Origin of the sequence: Cupriavidus gilardii, from assembly GCF_017598945.1 — a bacterium.
GTDB lineage: Bacteria > Pseudomonadota > Gammaproteobacteria > Burkholderiales > Burkholderiaceae > Cupriavidus > Cupriavidus gilardii_E.
In genome coordinates this window covers 28307-43314 of sequence record NZ_JAGFTW010000010.1, presented here as the reverse complement: position 1 = coordinate 43314, position 15008 = coordinate 28307, and the positions used below count along the sequence as shown (strand labels likewise).

The 15008-nt window shown below is 67.2% G+C and carries 16 protein-coding genes; 10 read left to right on the top strand and 6 right to left on the bottom strand.

Annotation, left to right across the window (positions count from 1 at the left end; all coding sequences use genetic code 11):
* Positions 1–87 precede the first annotated feature (87 nt).
* From J5T34_RS04905 to aroG, 3 genes are all read left to right on the top strand, one after another.
* Positions 88–909, top strand: coding sequence for a carbon-nitrogen hydrolase family protein (locus J5T34_RS04905; protein ID WP_208578996.1), 822 nt, complete (start codon positions 88–90; stop codon positions 907–909).
* Between the two features lie 117 nt (positions 910–1026).
* Positions 1027–2487, top strand: coding sequence for a metalloprotease TldD (gene tldD, locus J5T34_RS04900; RefSeq protein ID WP_208578862.1), 1461 nt, complete (start codon positions 1027–1029; stop codon positions 2485–2487).
* 402 nt (positions 2488–2889) lie between these two features.
* Positions 2890–3969, top strand: a complete 1080-nt coding sequence (aroG, locus tag J5T34_RS04895; protein WP_006578951.1) for a 3-deoxy-7-phosphoheptulonate synthase AroG — start codon at positions 2890–2892, stop codon at positions 3967–3969.
* A 43-nt stretch (positions 3970–4012) separates the two neighbouring features.
* Here the strand turns inward: aroG and J5T34_RS04890 are convergent, their stop codons facing one another.
* The 3 genes from J5T34_RS04890 to J5T34_RS04880 all read right to left on the bottom strand — a co-directional run bounded on the left by J5T34_RS04890 (position 4013) and on the right by J5T34_RS04880 (position 5120).
* Positions 4013–4267 (bottom strand): DUF2442 domain-containing protein, encoded by a 255-nt coding sequence (locus tag J5T34_RS04890; RefSeq protein ID WP_208578861.1) that lies wholly within the window; start codon positions 4265–4267, stop codon positions 4013–4015.
* A gap of 95 nt (positions 4268–4362) precedes the next feature.
* Positions 4363–4761, bottom strand: coding sequence for a c-type cytochrome (locus tag J5T34_RS04885; RefSeq protein ID WP_208578860.1), 399 nt, complete (start codon positions 4759–4761; stop codon positions 4363–4365).
* Between the two features lie 11 nt (positions 4762–4772).
* On the bottom strand, positions 4773–5120 hold the full coding sequence (locus J5T34_RS04880) for a c-type cytochrome (RefSeq protein WP_006578948.1): 348 nt from the start codon (positions 5118–5120) through the stop codon (positions 4773–4775).
* 336 nt (positions 5121–5456) lie between these two features.
* Between J5T34_RS04880 and J5T34_RS04875 the strand changes: the two genes are divergently transcribed.
* Genes J5T34_RS04875 through J5T34_RS04865 form a run of 3 tightly spaced genes read left to right on the top strand, consistent with a single transcriptional unit; the run spans position 5457 to position 8239 of the window.
* Positions 5457–6347 (top strand): AAA family ATPase, encoded by an 891-nt coding sequence (locus tag J5T34_RS04875; protein WP_053821478.1) that lies wholly within the window; start codon positions 5457–5459, stop codon positions 6345–6347.
* A gap of 52 nt (positions 6348–6399) precedes the next feature.
* A complete protein-coding gene (locus tag J5T34_RS04870) occupies positions 6400–7005 on the top strand; it encodes a GNAT family N-acetyltransferase (protein WP_149319340.1) in 606 nt (201 codons plus the stop codon).
* Between the two features lie 58 nt (positions 7006–7063).
* Complete coding sequence (locus J5T34_RS04865) at positions 7064–8239, top strand: vWA domain-containing protein (protein WP_208578859.1); 1176 nt, start codon at positions 7064–7066, stop codon at positions 8237–8239.
* A 39-nt stretch (positions 8240–8278) separates the two neighbouring features.
* Here J5T34_RS04865 and gcvA read toward each other — a convergent pair whose 3' ends face one another.
* Positions 8279–9181 carry a transcriptional regulator GcvA gene (gcvA, locus tag J5T34_RS04860; protein WP_208578858.1) on the bottom strand — a complete coding sequence of 301 codons (903 nt, stop codon included), beginning with the start codon at positions 9179–9181 and terminating at the stop codon, positions 8279–8281.
* Between the two features lie 200 nt (positions 9182–9381).
* Between gcvA and J5T34_RS04855 the strand changes: the two genes are divergently transcribed.
* From J5T34_RS04855 to J5T34_RS04845, 3 genes are all read left to right on the top strand, one after another.
* Complete coding sequence (locus J5T34_RS04855; RefSeq protein WP_208578857.1) at positions 9382–10368, top strand: Bug family tripartite tricarboxylate transporter substrate binding protein; 987 nt, start codon at positions 9382–9384, stop codon at positions 10366–10368.
* A 12-nt stretch (positions 10369–10380) separates the two neighbouring features.
* The gene (locus tag J5T34_RS04850) at positions 10381–11262 is read left to right on the top strand and encodes an N-formylglutamate amidohydrolase (RefSeq protein WP_208578856.1); all 882 of its coding nucleotides are present in this window, start codon (positions 10381–10383) and stop codon (positions 11260–11262) included.
* 170 nt (positions 11263–11432) lie between these two features.
* On the top strand, positions 11433–12284 hold the full coding sequence (locus J5T34_RS04845; protein ID WP_432207628.1) for a BspC domain-containing protein: 852 nt from the start codon (positions 11433–11435) through the stop codon (positions 12282–12284).
* Between the two features lie 43 nt (positions 12285–12327).
* On the opposite strand, the gene J5T34_RS04840 is transcribed toward J5T34_RS04845, so the two are convergent.
* Both J5T34_RS04840 and yaaA read right to left on the bottom strand, forming a co-directional pair.
* A complete protein-coding gene (locus tag J5T34_RS04840; RefSeq protein ID WP_208578854.1) occupies positions 12328–13497 on the bottom strand; it encodes a M14 family metallopeptidase in 1170 nt (389 codons plus the stop codon).
* Positions 13498–13574: 77 nt separating this feature from the next.
* Entirely contained in the window at positions 13575–14372 is a 798-nt protein-coding gene (yaaA, locus tag J5T34_RS04835) for a peroxide stress protein YaaA (protein ID WP_208578853.1), read from the bottom strand.
* Positions 14373–14410: 38 nt separating this feature from the next.
* Here yaaA and J5T34_RS04830 point away from each other — a divergent pair, with 38 nt between their 5' ends.
* On the top strand, positions 14411–14947 hold the full coding sequence (locus tag J5T34_RS04830) for a putative toxin-antitoxin system toxin component, PIN family (RefSeq protein WP_208578852.1): 537 nt from the start codon (positions 14411–14413) through the stop codon (positions 14945–14947).
* Positions 14948–15008 lie beyond the last annotated feature (61 nt).

The following is a 15008-nucleotide window of genomic DNA, read 5'->3' as shown; positions in this document are numbered from 1 at the left end:
GCGCGCCGAGGAAACGCCATGCCAGCCGCCGATCCTGCCACCACGCCAACCAGCCCTGCCGCCTCCCGCTCCGCCGCGCCGCCCGCGATGCGCGCGATGCGTGTTGCCGCGATCCAGACCGTGACCGGCACCGCGCTCGACGCCAATCTGGCGCGCGCCGACGCGCTGATCGCCGAGGCCGCGCGCGGCGGTGCCGAACTGGTGCTGCTGCCCGAGTATTTCTGCCTGATGGGAAGGCAGGAGAGCGACAAGGTCGCCGTGCGCGAGCAGGATGGCGACGGGCCGATCCAGCGCTTTCTGGCCGATGCGGCGCGGCGTCACGGCATCTGGCTGGTGGGCGGCACGCTGCCAATGTGGTGCGAGGACGACCAGCGCGTCCACAACAGTTCGCTGGCCTTCGATCCGCAGGGCGAACGGGTGGCGCGCTACGACAAGATCCACCTGTTCGGCTTCACCCGCGGCGAGGAGCGCTACGACGAGTCGCGCACCATCCTCGCCGGCCGCGAGCCGATCACCTTCGATGCGCCGTGCGGGCGGGTCGCGATGTCGGTCTGCTACGACCTGCGCTTTCCCGAGCTCTATCGGCAGATGGCGAGCACCGACAGCGAGAACGGCCTGGCCTTGATCCTGATGCCGGCCGCCTTCACCTACACCACCGGACAGGCGCATTGGGAGATCCTGCTGCGCGCCCGCGCGATCGAGAACCAGTGTTATGTGCTGGCCGCGGCCCAGGGCGGCAAGCACGAGAACGGCCGCCGCACATGGGGCCATTCGATGCTGGTCGATCCGTGGGGCGAAGTGCTGGCCATGCTGCCCGAGGGCGAAGGCGTGGTCAGCGGCACGCTGGACCCGGCGCGCATCGCGGAAGTGCGGCAGAACCTGCCTGCGCTGCGGCATCGGGTGCTGTAGCATGGACACCCGTAGCCTCCATCCGAATCCATGGGCGCCGCCTCGGCCGGCGCCCCACCCTTGCGGCTGCCGGCCCGATGCCAGGCAGCGCGACACCGAATCCAACAGAGGACATTCATGAACGCCGGCGATCTCGGAATCCGCAATCTCGCCACCGCACAGCAGCTGCTGCTGAACCCGTACGGGCTCGACGAGGCCCAGCTGCAGCGCGTGCTGGCCGACATCTTCACGCACAAGGTCGACTACGCCGACCTGTATTTCCAGTACACCCGCAGCGAGGCCTGGAGCCTCGAGGAAGGCATCGTCAAGTCGGGCAGCTTCAATATCGACCAGGGCGTCGGCGTGCGCGCCGTGTCGGGCGACCGCACCGCCTTCGCCTACTCCGACGAGATCAGCCTGGAAGCGCTGCTGCAGGCCAGCGCCGCGACCCGCACCATCGGCAAGGTCGGCAGCGGCCGCACCAAGGTGGCGGGATCGCTCGCCTCGCACGGCGGCCGCGACCTGTACGCGCCCAACGATCCGCTCGACTCGATGCCGGCGGCCGAGAAGGTCGCGCTGCTCGAGCGTGTCGAGAAGATGGCGCGCGCCAAGGATCCGCGCATCGTGCAGGTGATGGCGGGCCTGGCGGGCGAATACGACGTGGTGCTGATCGCCCGCAGCGACGGCGTGATCGCCGCCGACGTGCGGCCGCTGGTGCGCGTGTCGGTCACCGTGATCGCCGAGCAGAACGGGCGGCGCGAGATGGGCACCTCGGGCGGCGGCGGCCGCTATCACTACGGCTACTTCACCGACGAGCTGCTGCGCGGCTATGTCGACGAGGCGGTGTCGTCGGCGCTGGTCAATCTGGAGGCGCGCCCCGCCCCCGCCGGCGCGATGACGGTCGTGCTCGGCCCGGGCTGGCCCGGCGTGCTGCTGCACGAGGCGGTGGGCCACGGGCTGGAGGGCGACTTCAACCGCAAGGGCTCGTCGGCGTTCGCCGGCCGCATGGGCGAGCGCGTTGCGGCCAAGGGCGTCACGGTGGTCGACGACGGCACGCTGGAGGGCCGCCGCGGCTCGCTGAACCTCGACGACGAGGGCAACCCGACCCAGTGCACCACGCTGATCGAGGACGGCATCCTGCGCGGCTATATCCAGGACACGCTGAACGCGCGGCTGATGAAGATGCCGGTGACCGGCAACGCGCGCCGCGAGAGCTTCGCCGCGCTGCCGATGCCGCGCATGACCAACACCTACATGCTCAACGGCGACCGCGACCCGCAGGAGATCATCGCGAGCGTCAAGCGCGGCCTGTACGCGGTCAACTTCGGCGGCGGCCAGGTCGACATCACCAACGGCAAGTTCGTGTTCTCGGCCAGCGAGGCCTATCTGATCGAGGACGGCAAGATCACCGCACCGGTCAAGGGCGCGACGCTGGTCGGCAACGGTCCCGAATCGCTGAAGGACGTCACGATGATCGGCAACGACATGCGGCTGGACTCGGGCGTCGGCGTCTGCGGCAAGGAAGGCCAGAGCGTGCCCGTCGGCGTCGGCCAGCCGACGCTGCGCATCGAAAACATGACGGTGGGCGGGACCGCCTGAGGGCCGCGCGCGTCGGCGCTGCTGCTGCGCCGACGCCACAATCGGCGCCGCCCAGGCGTTTCGGCGCGCTTGCCAAGCGTGCCGAAACGGGCTATAAAGTGGCTTCGTCGTCGGCGCAGCACGCTCCGTCGCGTGCGATACAGAAGCAGTACAGAATCGATAGCGCCTCAACACCGACTGATCACCGTACGTTCCTCCCGCATGTCCGCCAAGTTTTACTTTTACTTTTTTAGCGATCTCGCACCGCTGGCGGAAGGAGAGGATCAGTCGTAAGCGCCTCCCAAGATTGCAAAAAAGCCGCCAGCAAGACTGGCGGCTTTTTTTTGGCCCGACTTTCCCGACGCCCTCCGCCGGCACCCGAATATCCCCCACTCTCACGACCTGACAAGACCTGGAGCCATCATGTTGAAGAACACCGACGACCTTCGTATTCGCGAACTGAAGGAGCTGCTGCCGCCGGCGCACCTGATCCGCGAGTTCTCGCTGTCGGAGAAGGCGTCGGACGTCATCTACGGCGCGCGCCAGGCGATGCACCGCATCCTGCATGGCATGGACGACCGGCTGATCGTCATCATCGGGCCCTGCTCGATCCACGACACCCGCGCCGCGCTCGAATACGCCAAGTTGCTCAAGGAGCAGCGCGATCGCTTCAGCAACGAGCTCGAGGTCGTGATGCGGGTCTACTTCGAGAAGCCGCGCACCACGGTCGGCTGGAAGGGGCTGATCAACGATCCGCACATGGACGGCAGCTTCAAGATCAACGACGGCCTGCGCACCGCGCGGGAGCTGCTGCTCAATATCAGCGAGATGGGCCTGCCGGCGGGCACCGAATATCTCGACATGATTTCGCCGCAGTACATCGCGGACCTGGTCAGCTGGGGTGCGATCGGCGCGCGCACCACCGAATCGCAGGTGCACCGCGAGCTGGCCTCGGGGCTGTCGTGTCCGGTCGGCTTCAAGAACGGCACCGACGGCAACGTCAAGATCGCGGTCGATGCCATCAAGGCCGCGTCGCAGCCGCACCATTTCCTGTCGGTCACCAAGGGCGGCCATTCGGCGATCGTGTCGACCTCGGGCAACGAGGACTGCCACATCATCCTGCGCGGCGGCAAGAACCCGAACTACGACGCCGACAGCGTGCAGCAGGCCTGCGACGCAATCTCCAAGGCCGGCCTCGCGGCGCGGCTGATGATCGATGCCTCGCACGCCAACAGCAGCAAGAAGCATGAGAACCAGATCCCGGTCTGCGAGGACATCGGCCGCCAGCTCGCCGCCGGCGACGACCGCATCATCGGCGTGATGGTCGAATCCCACCTGATCGCCGGCCGCCAGGACCATGTCCAGGGCGCGCCGATCGACTCGCTGACCTACGGCCAGTCGGTCACCGACGCCTGCATCGGCTGGGACGATTCGGTCCGCGTGCTGGAGATCCTGGCCAACGCGGTCAAGGCACGGCGACTGGCGAAGGGCAGCGGGAATTGAAATGCGGAGGTGGCGGCCATCGGGCCGCCACTTGGCAGGGAGTCTACGATCGGATCAACGGGCGTCCGGTCACTTCCTCGTACATCGCATCCGGGGCAATATCGAGCCCGTTCGGCCACACCACCGCGCCATCGGCAATGAACGCCTTGGCGAAGTAGGTCTCATCCGCCAACGGCGCGAACACACCACGGAATTCATCGCGCGACATGTCCACGATGCCTCGCGTGCCATCGGCGAATTCAACATCCAGGCGATGATTGGGCAGGACAGCCAGGCGGGTGACGTGCCATGCAACCATTGCATTTACTCCAGGACGGAATGGTTCTGCATCCTCGTAAAAAAACAAAAAAGCCGCTTCGTCATGAAGCGGCTTTTTTTACCAAACGACCGAGCTTATCTCTTCAACACCAGATCGCCCGGCAGCGATTCGAGATAGGCGGCCATGTCCTTCAATTCCTGCCGCGTGAAGGGACGCGGCTTGCCGTCCTTGCCGACCACGCCGGGGTTGGCGTTGACCTGGCCTTGCATGATCGCGTTGGAACGGCCGACCTGCGGGTTGCCGTGGACCTGGTAGGCGACCAGCGCGTGATACAGGTAGCTGGCGTGCTGGCCGGCCAGCTTCGGATAGTCCGGCGCGATCGGCGAGTTCATGTCCGCGCCGTGGCAGGCGGCGCAATTGCCCTTCTGCACCAGGGCCTTGCCGGCTTCGATATCGGCGGCGGAGGCCGACATCGCCGAGGCACCCAGCACGAGTGCGCCGAGCGCGAACGAGAGCGTCTTGAGCGTCTTCATGTCGGGTCCCCTCACTTCTGCGGATTGTCGCGGGTATCGCGCTTCTGCTGCGCGTAGTACGCAGCCACGTCGGCGATATCCTGGTCGCTCAGCGTCGCCGCGATGCCGCGCATGGTCGGATGCTTGCGGCCGCCCTTCTTGTACTCCTGCAGCGCGTTCGCGATGTACTTCGCGCTCTGGCCCCCGATCATCGGCACTTCATACACCTCGGGAAACGAAGCCCGATATCCCGGAATGCCGTGGCAGCCGATACACATCGCCACCTTGTCCCGGGCTGCCTCCACATTGCCCTTGACTTCCTGGGCCTGCGCTGCCGTCGCGGCGGCGCCAAGCACCACCATCGTGAGGAGCTTTTTCATTGTCGTAGTCGGATTGGAAGGATTGAACCTTGCGTGACCTGCCCGAGCGGCCAGACATGGAACTCCCGCCGAATGCACGGCCGGGGCCGTGCGCATCGACCGTCATGCCGGCCATTCTTTCGTGATCGCCGCTTCCCGACCTGGGCCGCCAGGGTGCGACGTGGGCGGCCGGGGAAGGAGGATGGACGTGGGGGCGCGTCAAACCGGCGCATTGTACCGCACGCGGCACGCGGCAGTCCATAGAGCGGCGCCATGGCCGCACGCGAACGGGAAAGCTCTTTTATACTGGCCCATTCCGACCCGAACGAAGCCTCAGAACGAGCCTCAGAACGCCACATGACCGATACCGCCCAAGCCGCCGCTGGCGCCTCTGCCGCCCCCTCCGCCCGCTTCGAGGGCAGCGCCCACTACGTGGCCACCGACGACCTGAAGCTCGCCGTCAATGCCGCGCGCACGCTGCAGCGTCCGCTGCTGATCAAGGGCGAGCCCGGCACCGGCAAGACCATGCTGGCCGAGGAAGTCGCCGCCGCGCTGGGCATGCCGCTGCTGCAATGGCATATCAAGTCGACTACCAAGGCGCAGCAGGGCCTGTACGAATACGACGCGGTGTCGCGCCTGCGCGATTCGCAGCTCGGCGACGATCGCGTGCACGACATCCGCAACTACATCGTCAAGGGCGTGCTGTGGCAGGCGTTCGAGTCCGACGAGCCGGTGGTGCTGCTGATCGACGAGATCGACAAGGCGGACATCGAATTCCCCAACGACCTGCTGCGCGAGATCGACCGGATGGAGTTCTACGTCTACGAGACGCGCGAACTGATCCGCGCGAAGCATCGCCCGCTGGTCATCATCACGTCGAACAACGAGAAGGAGCTGCCGGACGCCTTCCTGCGCCGCTGCTTCTTCCACTACATCAAGTTCCCCGACGCCGACACGATGCAGCGCATCGTCGATGTCCACTATCCGGGCATCAAGCGCGAGCTGGTGTCGGCCGCGCTCGAAGCCTTCTACGAGATGCGCAACCTGCCGGGCCTGAAGAAGAAGCCGTCGACCTCGGAGCTGATCGACTGGCTCAAGCTGCTGATGGCCGAGGACATTCCGCCCGAGGCGCTGCGCAGCCCCGACAAGAAGGCCGCGATCCCGCCGCTGCACGGCGCGCTGCTGAAGAACGAACAGGACGTGCATCTGTTCGAGCGGCTGGTGTTCATGAACCGCGCCAATCGCTGAGCGTGCTTCCGTTGCTGCGTTCGCCGACCGTCCCACTTCGCCAGGAACCTCGATGACCCGTCTGATCGCGCCGATCGTGCTGGAAGGCCGCCACGTCATGCTCGAACCCCTCGATGCCGCGCACGAAACCGAGCTGCGCGCGGCGGCGAGCGACGGCGAGCTGTGGAAGCTGTGGTACACCTCGGTGCCGACGCCCGACGGCATGCGGGCGTGGATCGACACCGCGCTGGACCAGCGCGACCGCCTCGGCGCGATGCCCTTCGTGGTGCGGCGCGTGCAGGACGGCGTCGTCGGCCCGGTGGTCGGCTCGACGCGCATGTTCAACGTCGACGAGACCCATCGGCGGCTCGAGATCGGCCACACCTGGTATGCGCAGAGCGTGCAGCGCACCGCGGTCAACACCGAGTGCAAGCTGCTGTTGCTCGCGCATGCCTTCGAGCAGCTGCGCTGCATCGCGGTCGAATTCCGCACGCACTGGATGAACCACCAGAGCCGCGCCGCGATCGCCCGCTTGGGCGCCAAGCAGGACGGCGTGCTGCGCAACCATCAGGTGATGCCCGACGGCTCGCTGCGCGACACCGTGGTCTTCTCGATCATCGCCAGCGAATGGCCGACGGTCAAACGCCATCTGCATTACCGGCTGGAGATGCCGCGCTGAGCGCCGGGCCTTTCCTCGCTCGCCCAGCCAGCCACCCACCGCGATACCGAGCCCCGCCATGCTGATCGACTTCTTCTTCTCGCTGCGGCACGCCAAGCTGCCGGTCTCCGTCAAGGAATACCTGACGATGCTGGAGGCGCTGAAGGCCCAGGTGATCGCGCCGTCGATCGACGAGTTCTACTACCTGTCGCGCATGACGCTGGTCAAGGACGAGAAGCACTTCGACAAGTTCGACCAGACCTTCGCCGCGTACTTCAAGGGCGTCGAGAGCCTGGTCGACTGGAAGTCCGACATCCCGCTGGACTGGCTGCACAAGACGCTGGAGCGCGAACTGTCGCCCGAGGAAAAGGCGAAGATCGAGGCGATGGGCGGACTCGACAAGCTGATGGAGCGCCTGAAGCAGCTGCTCGCGGAGCAGAAGGAAAAGCACGAGGGCGGCAACAAGTGGATCGGCACCGGCGGCACCTCGCCGTTCGGCCACGGCGGCTACAACCCGGAAGGCATCCGCATCGGCGGGCCGTCCAAGGGCAACCGCACCGCGATCAAGGTCTGGGAGACGCGCGCCTATCGCGACTACGACGATCAGGTCGAGCTGGGCACGCGCAACATCAAGGTGGCGCTGCGGCGGCTGCGCCGGTTCGCGCGCGAGGGCGCCGACACCGAGCTGGATCTGGACGACACCATCCATTCGACCGCGGCCAACGCCGGCCTGCTCGACATCAAGCTGCGGCCGGAGCGGCATAACAAGGTCAAGGTGCTGATGCTGATGGATGTCGGCGGCTCGATGGACGACCACATCAAGCGCGTCGAGGAACTGTTCTCGGCGGCCAAGACCGAGTTCAAGCACCTGGAGTACTACTACTTCCACAACTGCGTCTACGACTACGTGTGGAAGAACAACCGCCGCCGGCACGCGGAAAAGATCGCCACGTGGGACCTGATCCACAAATACACGCCGGACTACAAGGTGATCTTCGTCGGCGACGCGACCATGAGCCCGTACGAGATCCTGCAGCCCGGCGGTTCGGTCGAGTACAACAATCCCGAGGCCGGGGCGGTCTGGCTGAACCGGCTGATCGACCAGTTCCCCCGCTTCGTCTGGCTCAATCCCGAGCCGGAGGGCCTGTGGCAGTACCGCCAGTCGATCTCCGTGATCAACCAGATCATGAAGTCGCGGATGTATCCGGTCACCCTCGCCGGGCTCGAGCAGGCGATGAAGGTACTGTCGAAGTAAGCCGGCCAACGTCGCTCCGCCCCGGGGGCCGAGCCGCCCTCACACCACCACGTCCACCCCTTCCATCAGCCACTGCCGGAACGTCTGCAGCGCCGGCAGATGCTGCTTCTGCTCGGGGTAGCACAGGTAATAGCCCTTCTTGCTGAGCACCCGCGCCGGGTGCGCCACCACCAGCGCGCCGCTGGCCAGTTCCTGCTCGATCAGGCAGCGCGGGATCAGCGCGATGCCGAGCCCCGACAGCGCGGCCTGCGTCAGCAGCGAGAACTGGTCGAAGCGCGGACCGCTCCAGGCCTCGCGCGTCGTCACGCCGAGCTCGCCCAGCCAGTCCGACCAGGCCTCGGGCACCGTCGTATGGTGCAGCAGCGGGTAGTGCAGCAGCGCCCGCGGCGATGCCGCCACGCCGTTCGGCTCGTTGGCGAGCAGACCGGGCCGGCACACCGGCAGCACCTCGCGGCCGGTCATGTAGTCCGCCAGGCTGCCCGGCCAGACGCCGTCGCCGAAACGGATCGCCGCGTCCAGGTCCGGCTGCGAGAAGTCATAGCCCTGCGCGTGCGGCACGAATTCCAGCGTGACCTCGGGATGGCGCTCGAAGAACTGCGGCAGCCGCGGAATCAGCCACTTGGCGCCCAGCGTCGGCATGCTGGCGATATGCAGCGTGCCGCCGCGGCCTTGGCTGGCCACCAGTTCCACGGTGGCGGCCTCGATCTCCTGCAGGCTGGGCCGGATCCGCTCGAGGTACCGGCGGCCGGCATCGGTCAGCAGCAGGCGCTGACGGACGCGTTCGAACAGATCGACGCCCAGCGACGACTCGAGCTGGCGGACCTGCTTGCTGACCGCGCCCTGCGTGACATGAAGCTCGCGGGCGGCCAGCGTAAAACTGAGATGACGGGCGGCGGCCTCGAAGGCCTGCAGCCCGGTCAACGACGGGCATAGGCGCCGCATGCGACTTCCTCGATTTCCCAGACTTCACGACCAAATGGAATGACCGTGCGATTTTAATTCGTTTGCACGTTTCTTGCAGATTTGCGCAGAATCGCAGGCAAAGCTCAACGAGGCTTCCTGGCACAGCAACGACGGGTGCGCCCTGCCGACGCCCTTCCCCCTACCCCATTCCGTGTTGGACTCCCTTTTCAGGATCATTCATGCAACGCCGTAACATGCTCCGCCTTATCGCTGCCGGCTCGGCCGCCCTGGCCGCCGGCCTGTCGTTCCAGGCTGCCGCGCAGGGTTCGTATCCGACCAAGCCGATCACGCTGGTCGTGCCCTTCCCGGCCGGCGGCACCACCGACATCGTCGCCCGCATCGTCGCCGACAAGCTGGGCCAGCAACTGGGCCAGGCCGTGGTGGTCGACAACCGCGGCGGCGCCGGCGGCAGCATCGGCACCAGCTATCTGGCCAAGGCCACGCCGGACGGCTACACCATCGGCATCGCCACGGCGTCGACTCACGGCATCAACCCGGCGATCTATCCGCGCCTGCAGTACGACGCCACCAAGGACTTCACCACCATCACCAATCTGGCCTCGGTGCCGAACGTGATGAGCATCCACCCGTCGGTCAAGGCCAACGACATGAAGGCCTTCATCGCGCTGGCGCAGTCGCAGCCGAACAAGCTGGCCTACGGCTCGGCCGGCAACGGCAGCGTCTCGCACATGATGGGCGAGCTGTTCAAGATGAGCAGCAAGACCGAGCTGCTGCACGTGCCGTACAAGGGCGTCGGCCCGGCGCTGAACGACACGCTGGCCAACCAGGTCCAGATCCTGTTCGACAACCTGCCGTCGTCGCTGCCGTTCATCCAGGGCGGCAAGCTGCGCGCGCTGGCCGTGGCCGCGCCCAAGCGCGTCCCCACGCTGCCGAATGTGCCGACCTTCGCCGAGCTGGGCCTGGCCGAAGTCAATGACTCGTCGTGGTTCGGCCTGATCGCGCCGGCCAACCTGCCGGCCGACATCCAGACCAGACTGCACGACGCCGCCGTCAAGGTGCTGGCGATGCCCGAGGTCAAGGAGAAGTTCGAGAAGCTGGGCGCGACCCCGGTCGGCGACACGCCGGCGCAGTTCGCCACGCAGATCAAGAACGAGGTGGCCAAGAACAAGCGCATCGCCGCCGCCGCCAAGATCTCGATGGACTAAGCCGCAAGCATCATGACCGAAGCAGACCGAAAGAGCGCGGAGCGCCCTTACTTCCTGCAGTTGCCGGAAGGCGAGAGCAGCCCGCTCTTTCTCGACTCACCGCATAGCGCGACCACGTATCCGGCGGACTTCCGCTACGCCGGCGGGCTGCCCTTGAACCTGCTGCGCCAGGCCGAGGACACCTTCGTCGACGAGCTGTACGCCGACGCGCCGAAGCAGGGCATCGCGCTGCTGTGCGCGGGCTTTCCGCGCAGCTACCTCGATGCCAACCGCGGCATCGAGGAGATCGACCAGGCCTTGCTCGATGCCCCGTGGCCGGGCCCGATGCAGGAAACGCCCAAGACCCGGCTCGGCAAGGGCCTGGTCTGGCGCGTGCTCGACACCGGCGAGGCGATCTACGATCGCAAGCTGAGCGTGGCGGAGGTGCAGGCGCGCATCGAGCGCTACTACCTGCCCTACTACGCCCAGCTGCAGAAGCTGGCCGACCGGGCGATCGCCGAGCACGGCAGCGCATGGCACATCAACTGCCACTCGATGCCGAGCGAAGCGGCGCAATACGCGACCGAGCATCCGGGCCTGCAGCATCCGGATTTCGTGGTCGGCGACCGCGACGGCACCACCTGCGACAAGCGTTTCACCGATCTGGTGGAAGGCGTACTCAAGGAGATGGGCTACGAGGTCTGGCGCAACCATCCGTACAAGGGCGTGGAGATCGTGCGCGTGGTCGGCCAGCCCCAGGCCGGCCGCCACAGCCTGCAGCTCGAGATCAATCGCAAGCTGTATATGGACGAAGTGGCGCTGACCCGCAGCGAGGGCTTCGACAAGCTCAAGGGCAATCTGAACGCCCTGCTTGCCGAGCTCGACCGCTTCGCCCGTTCGGCCGCGGCGCGCTAGCGCAGCGTCGTTCCGGCCCGGTCCGTTCGCTCCCCAGGGCGGCGGACCGGGCCCGGTCCGCCGCTCGGGACTGACCCTAGGTTGGTGGCGCTGAGGAACTTTGTGCAAAGGGTTTCCTCTATCATGGCAGTCTTTTGCCAACCACTTCGCCCCCGAAGCAAGCAGATCCCGTGATCCGACGAATTTCCATGCGGCTGCGCGCCCTCGCCGCCGCAACCGCCGCCTTGATGCTGGCAGCCTGTGCCACCGCGCCCGACGAGCCGGGCAACACCGCGGGCCAGCAGGCCCAGGCGCCGGCCGCCAGCCCTGCTGCGCAGGCCCCCGCGCCCGCACCGCGCGGCGCGACTTCCTACTCCGACAAGCCGGCGGTGCCGCCGCCGGACAACGACAACTCCCCGACCAAGACCGTCACGCTGCCGTCCACGGGCCGCGTCAGCCTGGCCGAATATCGTGCGCAGATGCGCCAGCAGCTGATGCAAAGCGAGAACGCCAGCGCCGATGTGGCCGATTGCGCCGCGCATGCGAGCTGGGTGGTGCCGCGCTCGGCGACCTACGACGCGCTGCGCATTCCGACCGGCGCGCTGGCATCCGGACAGGCCTCGGTCGAAAGCTGGGAAGGCCGCTTCTCGCGCGGCAAGCAGGCGGTGCCGGTGACCTCGGTGGTCACCTTCTCGGCCGCCGCGCACCGCCGCAACGGCCAGTCGGGCCAAGCGGGCCAATCGCGCTGGGACCCGGTCAAGGTCCGCTGCGGCTACGACGACGGCATGATGCTGGCCTACGAACTGCTGGACGACGACGGCGACATCATCGTCGAGCCGGCCGCCAAACCCGCGGTCAGCGTGGCCCCGCGCAATGCGACGGCCAGGGGTGCAAAGGCCAAGGGCAAGGCGACCAAGTCGAGCCGATCGGGCAAGGCCACGTCGGCCAAGTCATCGGGCAGCGCGAAGAAGGCCGCGGCCAAGTCCGGCGGTTCGAGCAGCGCCGGCAAATCGACGAAGAAGACCAGCAAGCCGTCGCGCTGAAGTTCCCCACCGCATCGCTGCCGGGCCGGCCCGGCAGCGGCGCTCAGTCCAGCTGCGCCAGGATCGCCTGCAGCATCGCCGCGCCCAGCAGCGCGCTGCGGGCGCCATTCCAGCCGACCTCGGGCTGCGGCAGGTCCGCGTTGTCCTTGAACGGCATCTCCAGCGTCAGCGACAGGCAGCCGAACGCGTGGCCGATGTACTTGGAGGCCAGCTTCAGTGCATCGGCGTTGTACTTGCTCGCTGCATAGCCATGCACGTCCTGGAAGTCCGGCGTGGCGCGCTTGAAGGCCTCGACGAAGCGCGCCTGCGCGACGCGCTGGGACTCGGTGAAGCTCGGCAGCATCTCGCTGCCGGCGACGAAGTTGTACGGCAGCCCCTCGTCACCGTGGATGTCGAAGAACAGGTCGCAGCCGGTCGCTTCGATCGCACGGCGCACGTGGTAGACCTCCGGGCTGGTATCGAGGCTCGGCGCCATCCATTCGCGATTCAGATTGGCCCCCGCGGCGTTGGTGCGCAGATTGCCCAGTGCCGAGCCGTCCGGATTCATGTTCGGGACGATATGGAACACCGCCTTCTGCAGCAGCCGCTCGGCCACGCCGTCGCCGGCCCAGATACCGGTGCCGGTCAGCCGCTGCAGCACGCCTTCGACGAACCACTCCGCCATGGTCTCGCCCGGATGCTGGCGCGCGATCATCCAGATCGTCTTGCGGCCGTCATTGCCGCCGTCATTGTCGCCGTCAGCCGGCGCGCCGATCGTCACCGCCGTCATGTCGCGGCCCTGCACCGTGCTGCCCAGATGCGTCAGCCGCGCGCGCGGCGAACGCTGACAGGTGCCCAGCAATGCGAGATGGCGCTCCTCCGGATACGGCTCGAAATAGGCGAACCAGATGCTGTCGTGGGCCGGCGTGAATTCGACCGTCATTACCTGCCCGTCGAAGCGCGTCGGCACGCGGAACCACTGCACGCGGTCGTACGAGGCCACGGCGCGGTAGTCGCGCCAGCCGTCCGGATAGGTGCAATCGCCGGCGTTCAGGAACTGCAGCCGGCAGGCCTGCCCGGCCGCGCCATGCAGCCCGAAATGGAACCACTGGCGGAAGTCGGCATGCGAATCGGCGCGGATGCGCAGCCGGATATCGTCGGCGCGATCCAGCGCCTCGACTTCGATCGCACCGGAATCGAACCGGCTGGAGATATGCAGCGCTGCGGTCTTCATGTCAGAGCCTCGCAAGACGAATTCGTGGTGGGACGCCGTGGCGTGTGGCCGGCGGCCGATGCGCCGGCGCGGCGGCGTCAGTCTTCCAGCCGGCGCCGGAACACCCAGCGCGTCGCGTCCGACGCCTTCGCGTCGTAGGCATAGCCGTCCTCGGCGAATTTTTTCAGGCCGGCCGGGTCGGTGATGCGGCGGGTCACGGCAAAGCGCGTCATGGTGCCGCGCGCCCGCTTGGCATGGAACGAGATGATCTTGTAGCGGCCGCCCTTCCAGTCCTCGAACACCGGCGTGATCACGCGCGCGTTCAGCACCTTGGGACGGACCGCCTTGAAATATTCCTCGGAAGCGAGATTGACCAGCGTCGGCGCGCCCTCGCCTTTCAGCCCGGCGAGATCCTTGTTCAGCAGCTGTGTCACGTCGTCGCCCCAGAACGCGTACAGGTCCTTGCCGGCCTCGTTCGCCAGCCGCGTGCCCATCTCCAGCCGGTATGGCTGCATCCAGTCCAGCGGCCGCAGCACGCCGTACAGGCCCGACAGGATGCGCACATGGCGCTGCGCGAAGGCGAGGTCGTCGTCCGACAGGCTGGGCGCGTCGAGCCCCTCGTAGACATCGCCGTTGAAGGCCAGCACCGCGGGCTTGCTGTTGCGCGCGGTGAACTTCGGCGACCAGTCGGCGTAGCGGGTCGCGTTCAGCACCGCCAGCTTGTCGGAGATGTCCATCAGCGTGCCGATTTCCTGCGGCGCCAGCGCGCGCAAACGCTCGATCAGCTGCGCCGAACGCGGGATCAGCCGCGGCAGGTGGCTGGCATCGAGCGGGGGCCGGACGCGGGGCGGCGTCTCGTAGTCCAGCGACTTGGCGGGCGACAGAACGATCAACATGGCAGAATGCGGCAGAAACAAAGTCCAGATTGTAACGAATGCTCAACCCCTCTACCGGGCCGGACACCGCATCCGGCACCGAACCCTTTGCCGATCCCGCATCGCCCCCGGCCCCTGATTCCGCACCCCGCGTGGTACTGGACTCCAACGTCTGGATCGATCTGCTGGTCTTTCGCGATCGGCATGCCGAGCCGATCCGCACCGCGCTGCAGGACGGCGCGATCGCGCCGCTGATCCGCGCCGATTGCCGCGAGGAATTGCGCCGCGTATTGGCCTATCCGCAGTTCGCGCGCTTCGAGGTCGATATCGACGAGGCGCTGGCCACCGTGGACCGGCTGACCACCGCGGTCGCGCCGCCCTGCCCGACGCAGGCCGAGGCGACCCGGCTGCCGCGGTGCCGCGACGGCGACGACCAGAAGTTCATCGAGCTGGCGCACTTTGCCGGCGCCGATTGCCTGGTGTCGAAGGACAAGGCGGTGCTCAAGCTGGCCGGCCGGCTGCGCCGCAGCAGCGGCGTCGCGGTATTGACGCCGCAGGCCTTCGCGCCGTGGCTGGCCGCGCGGCCGGCGCGCTAGAATCGCCGGTCGATGCGGCGCGAGCGAGCCCCGGCGCGCCACTGCGCCGCTCGCCCCGATT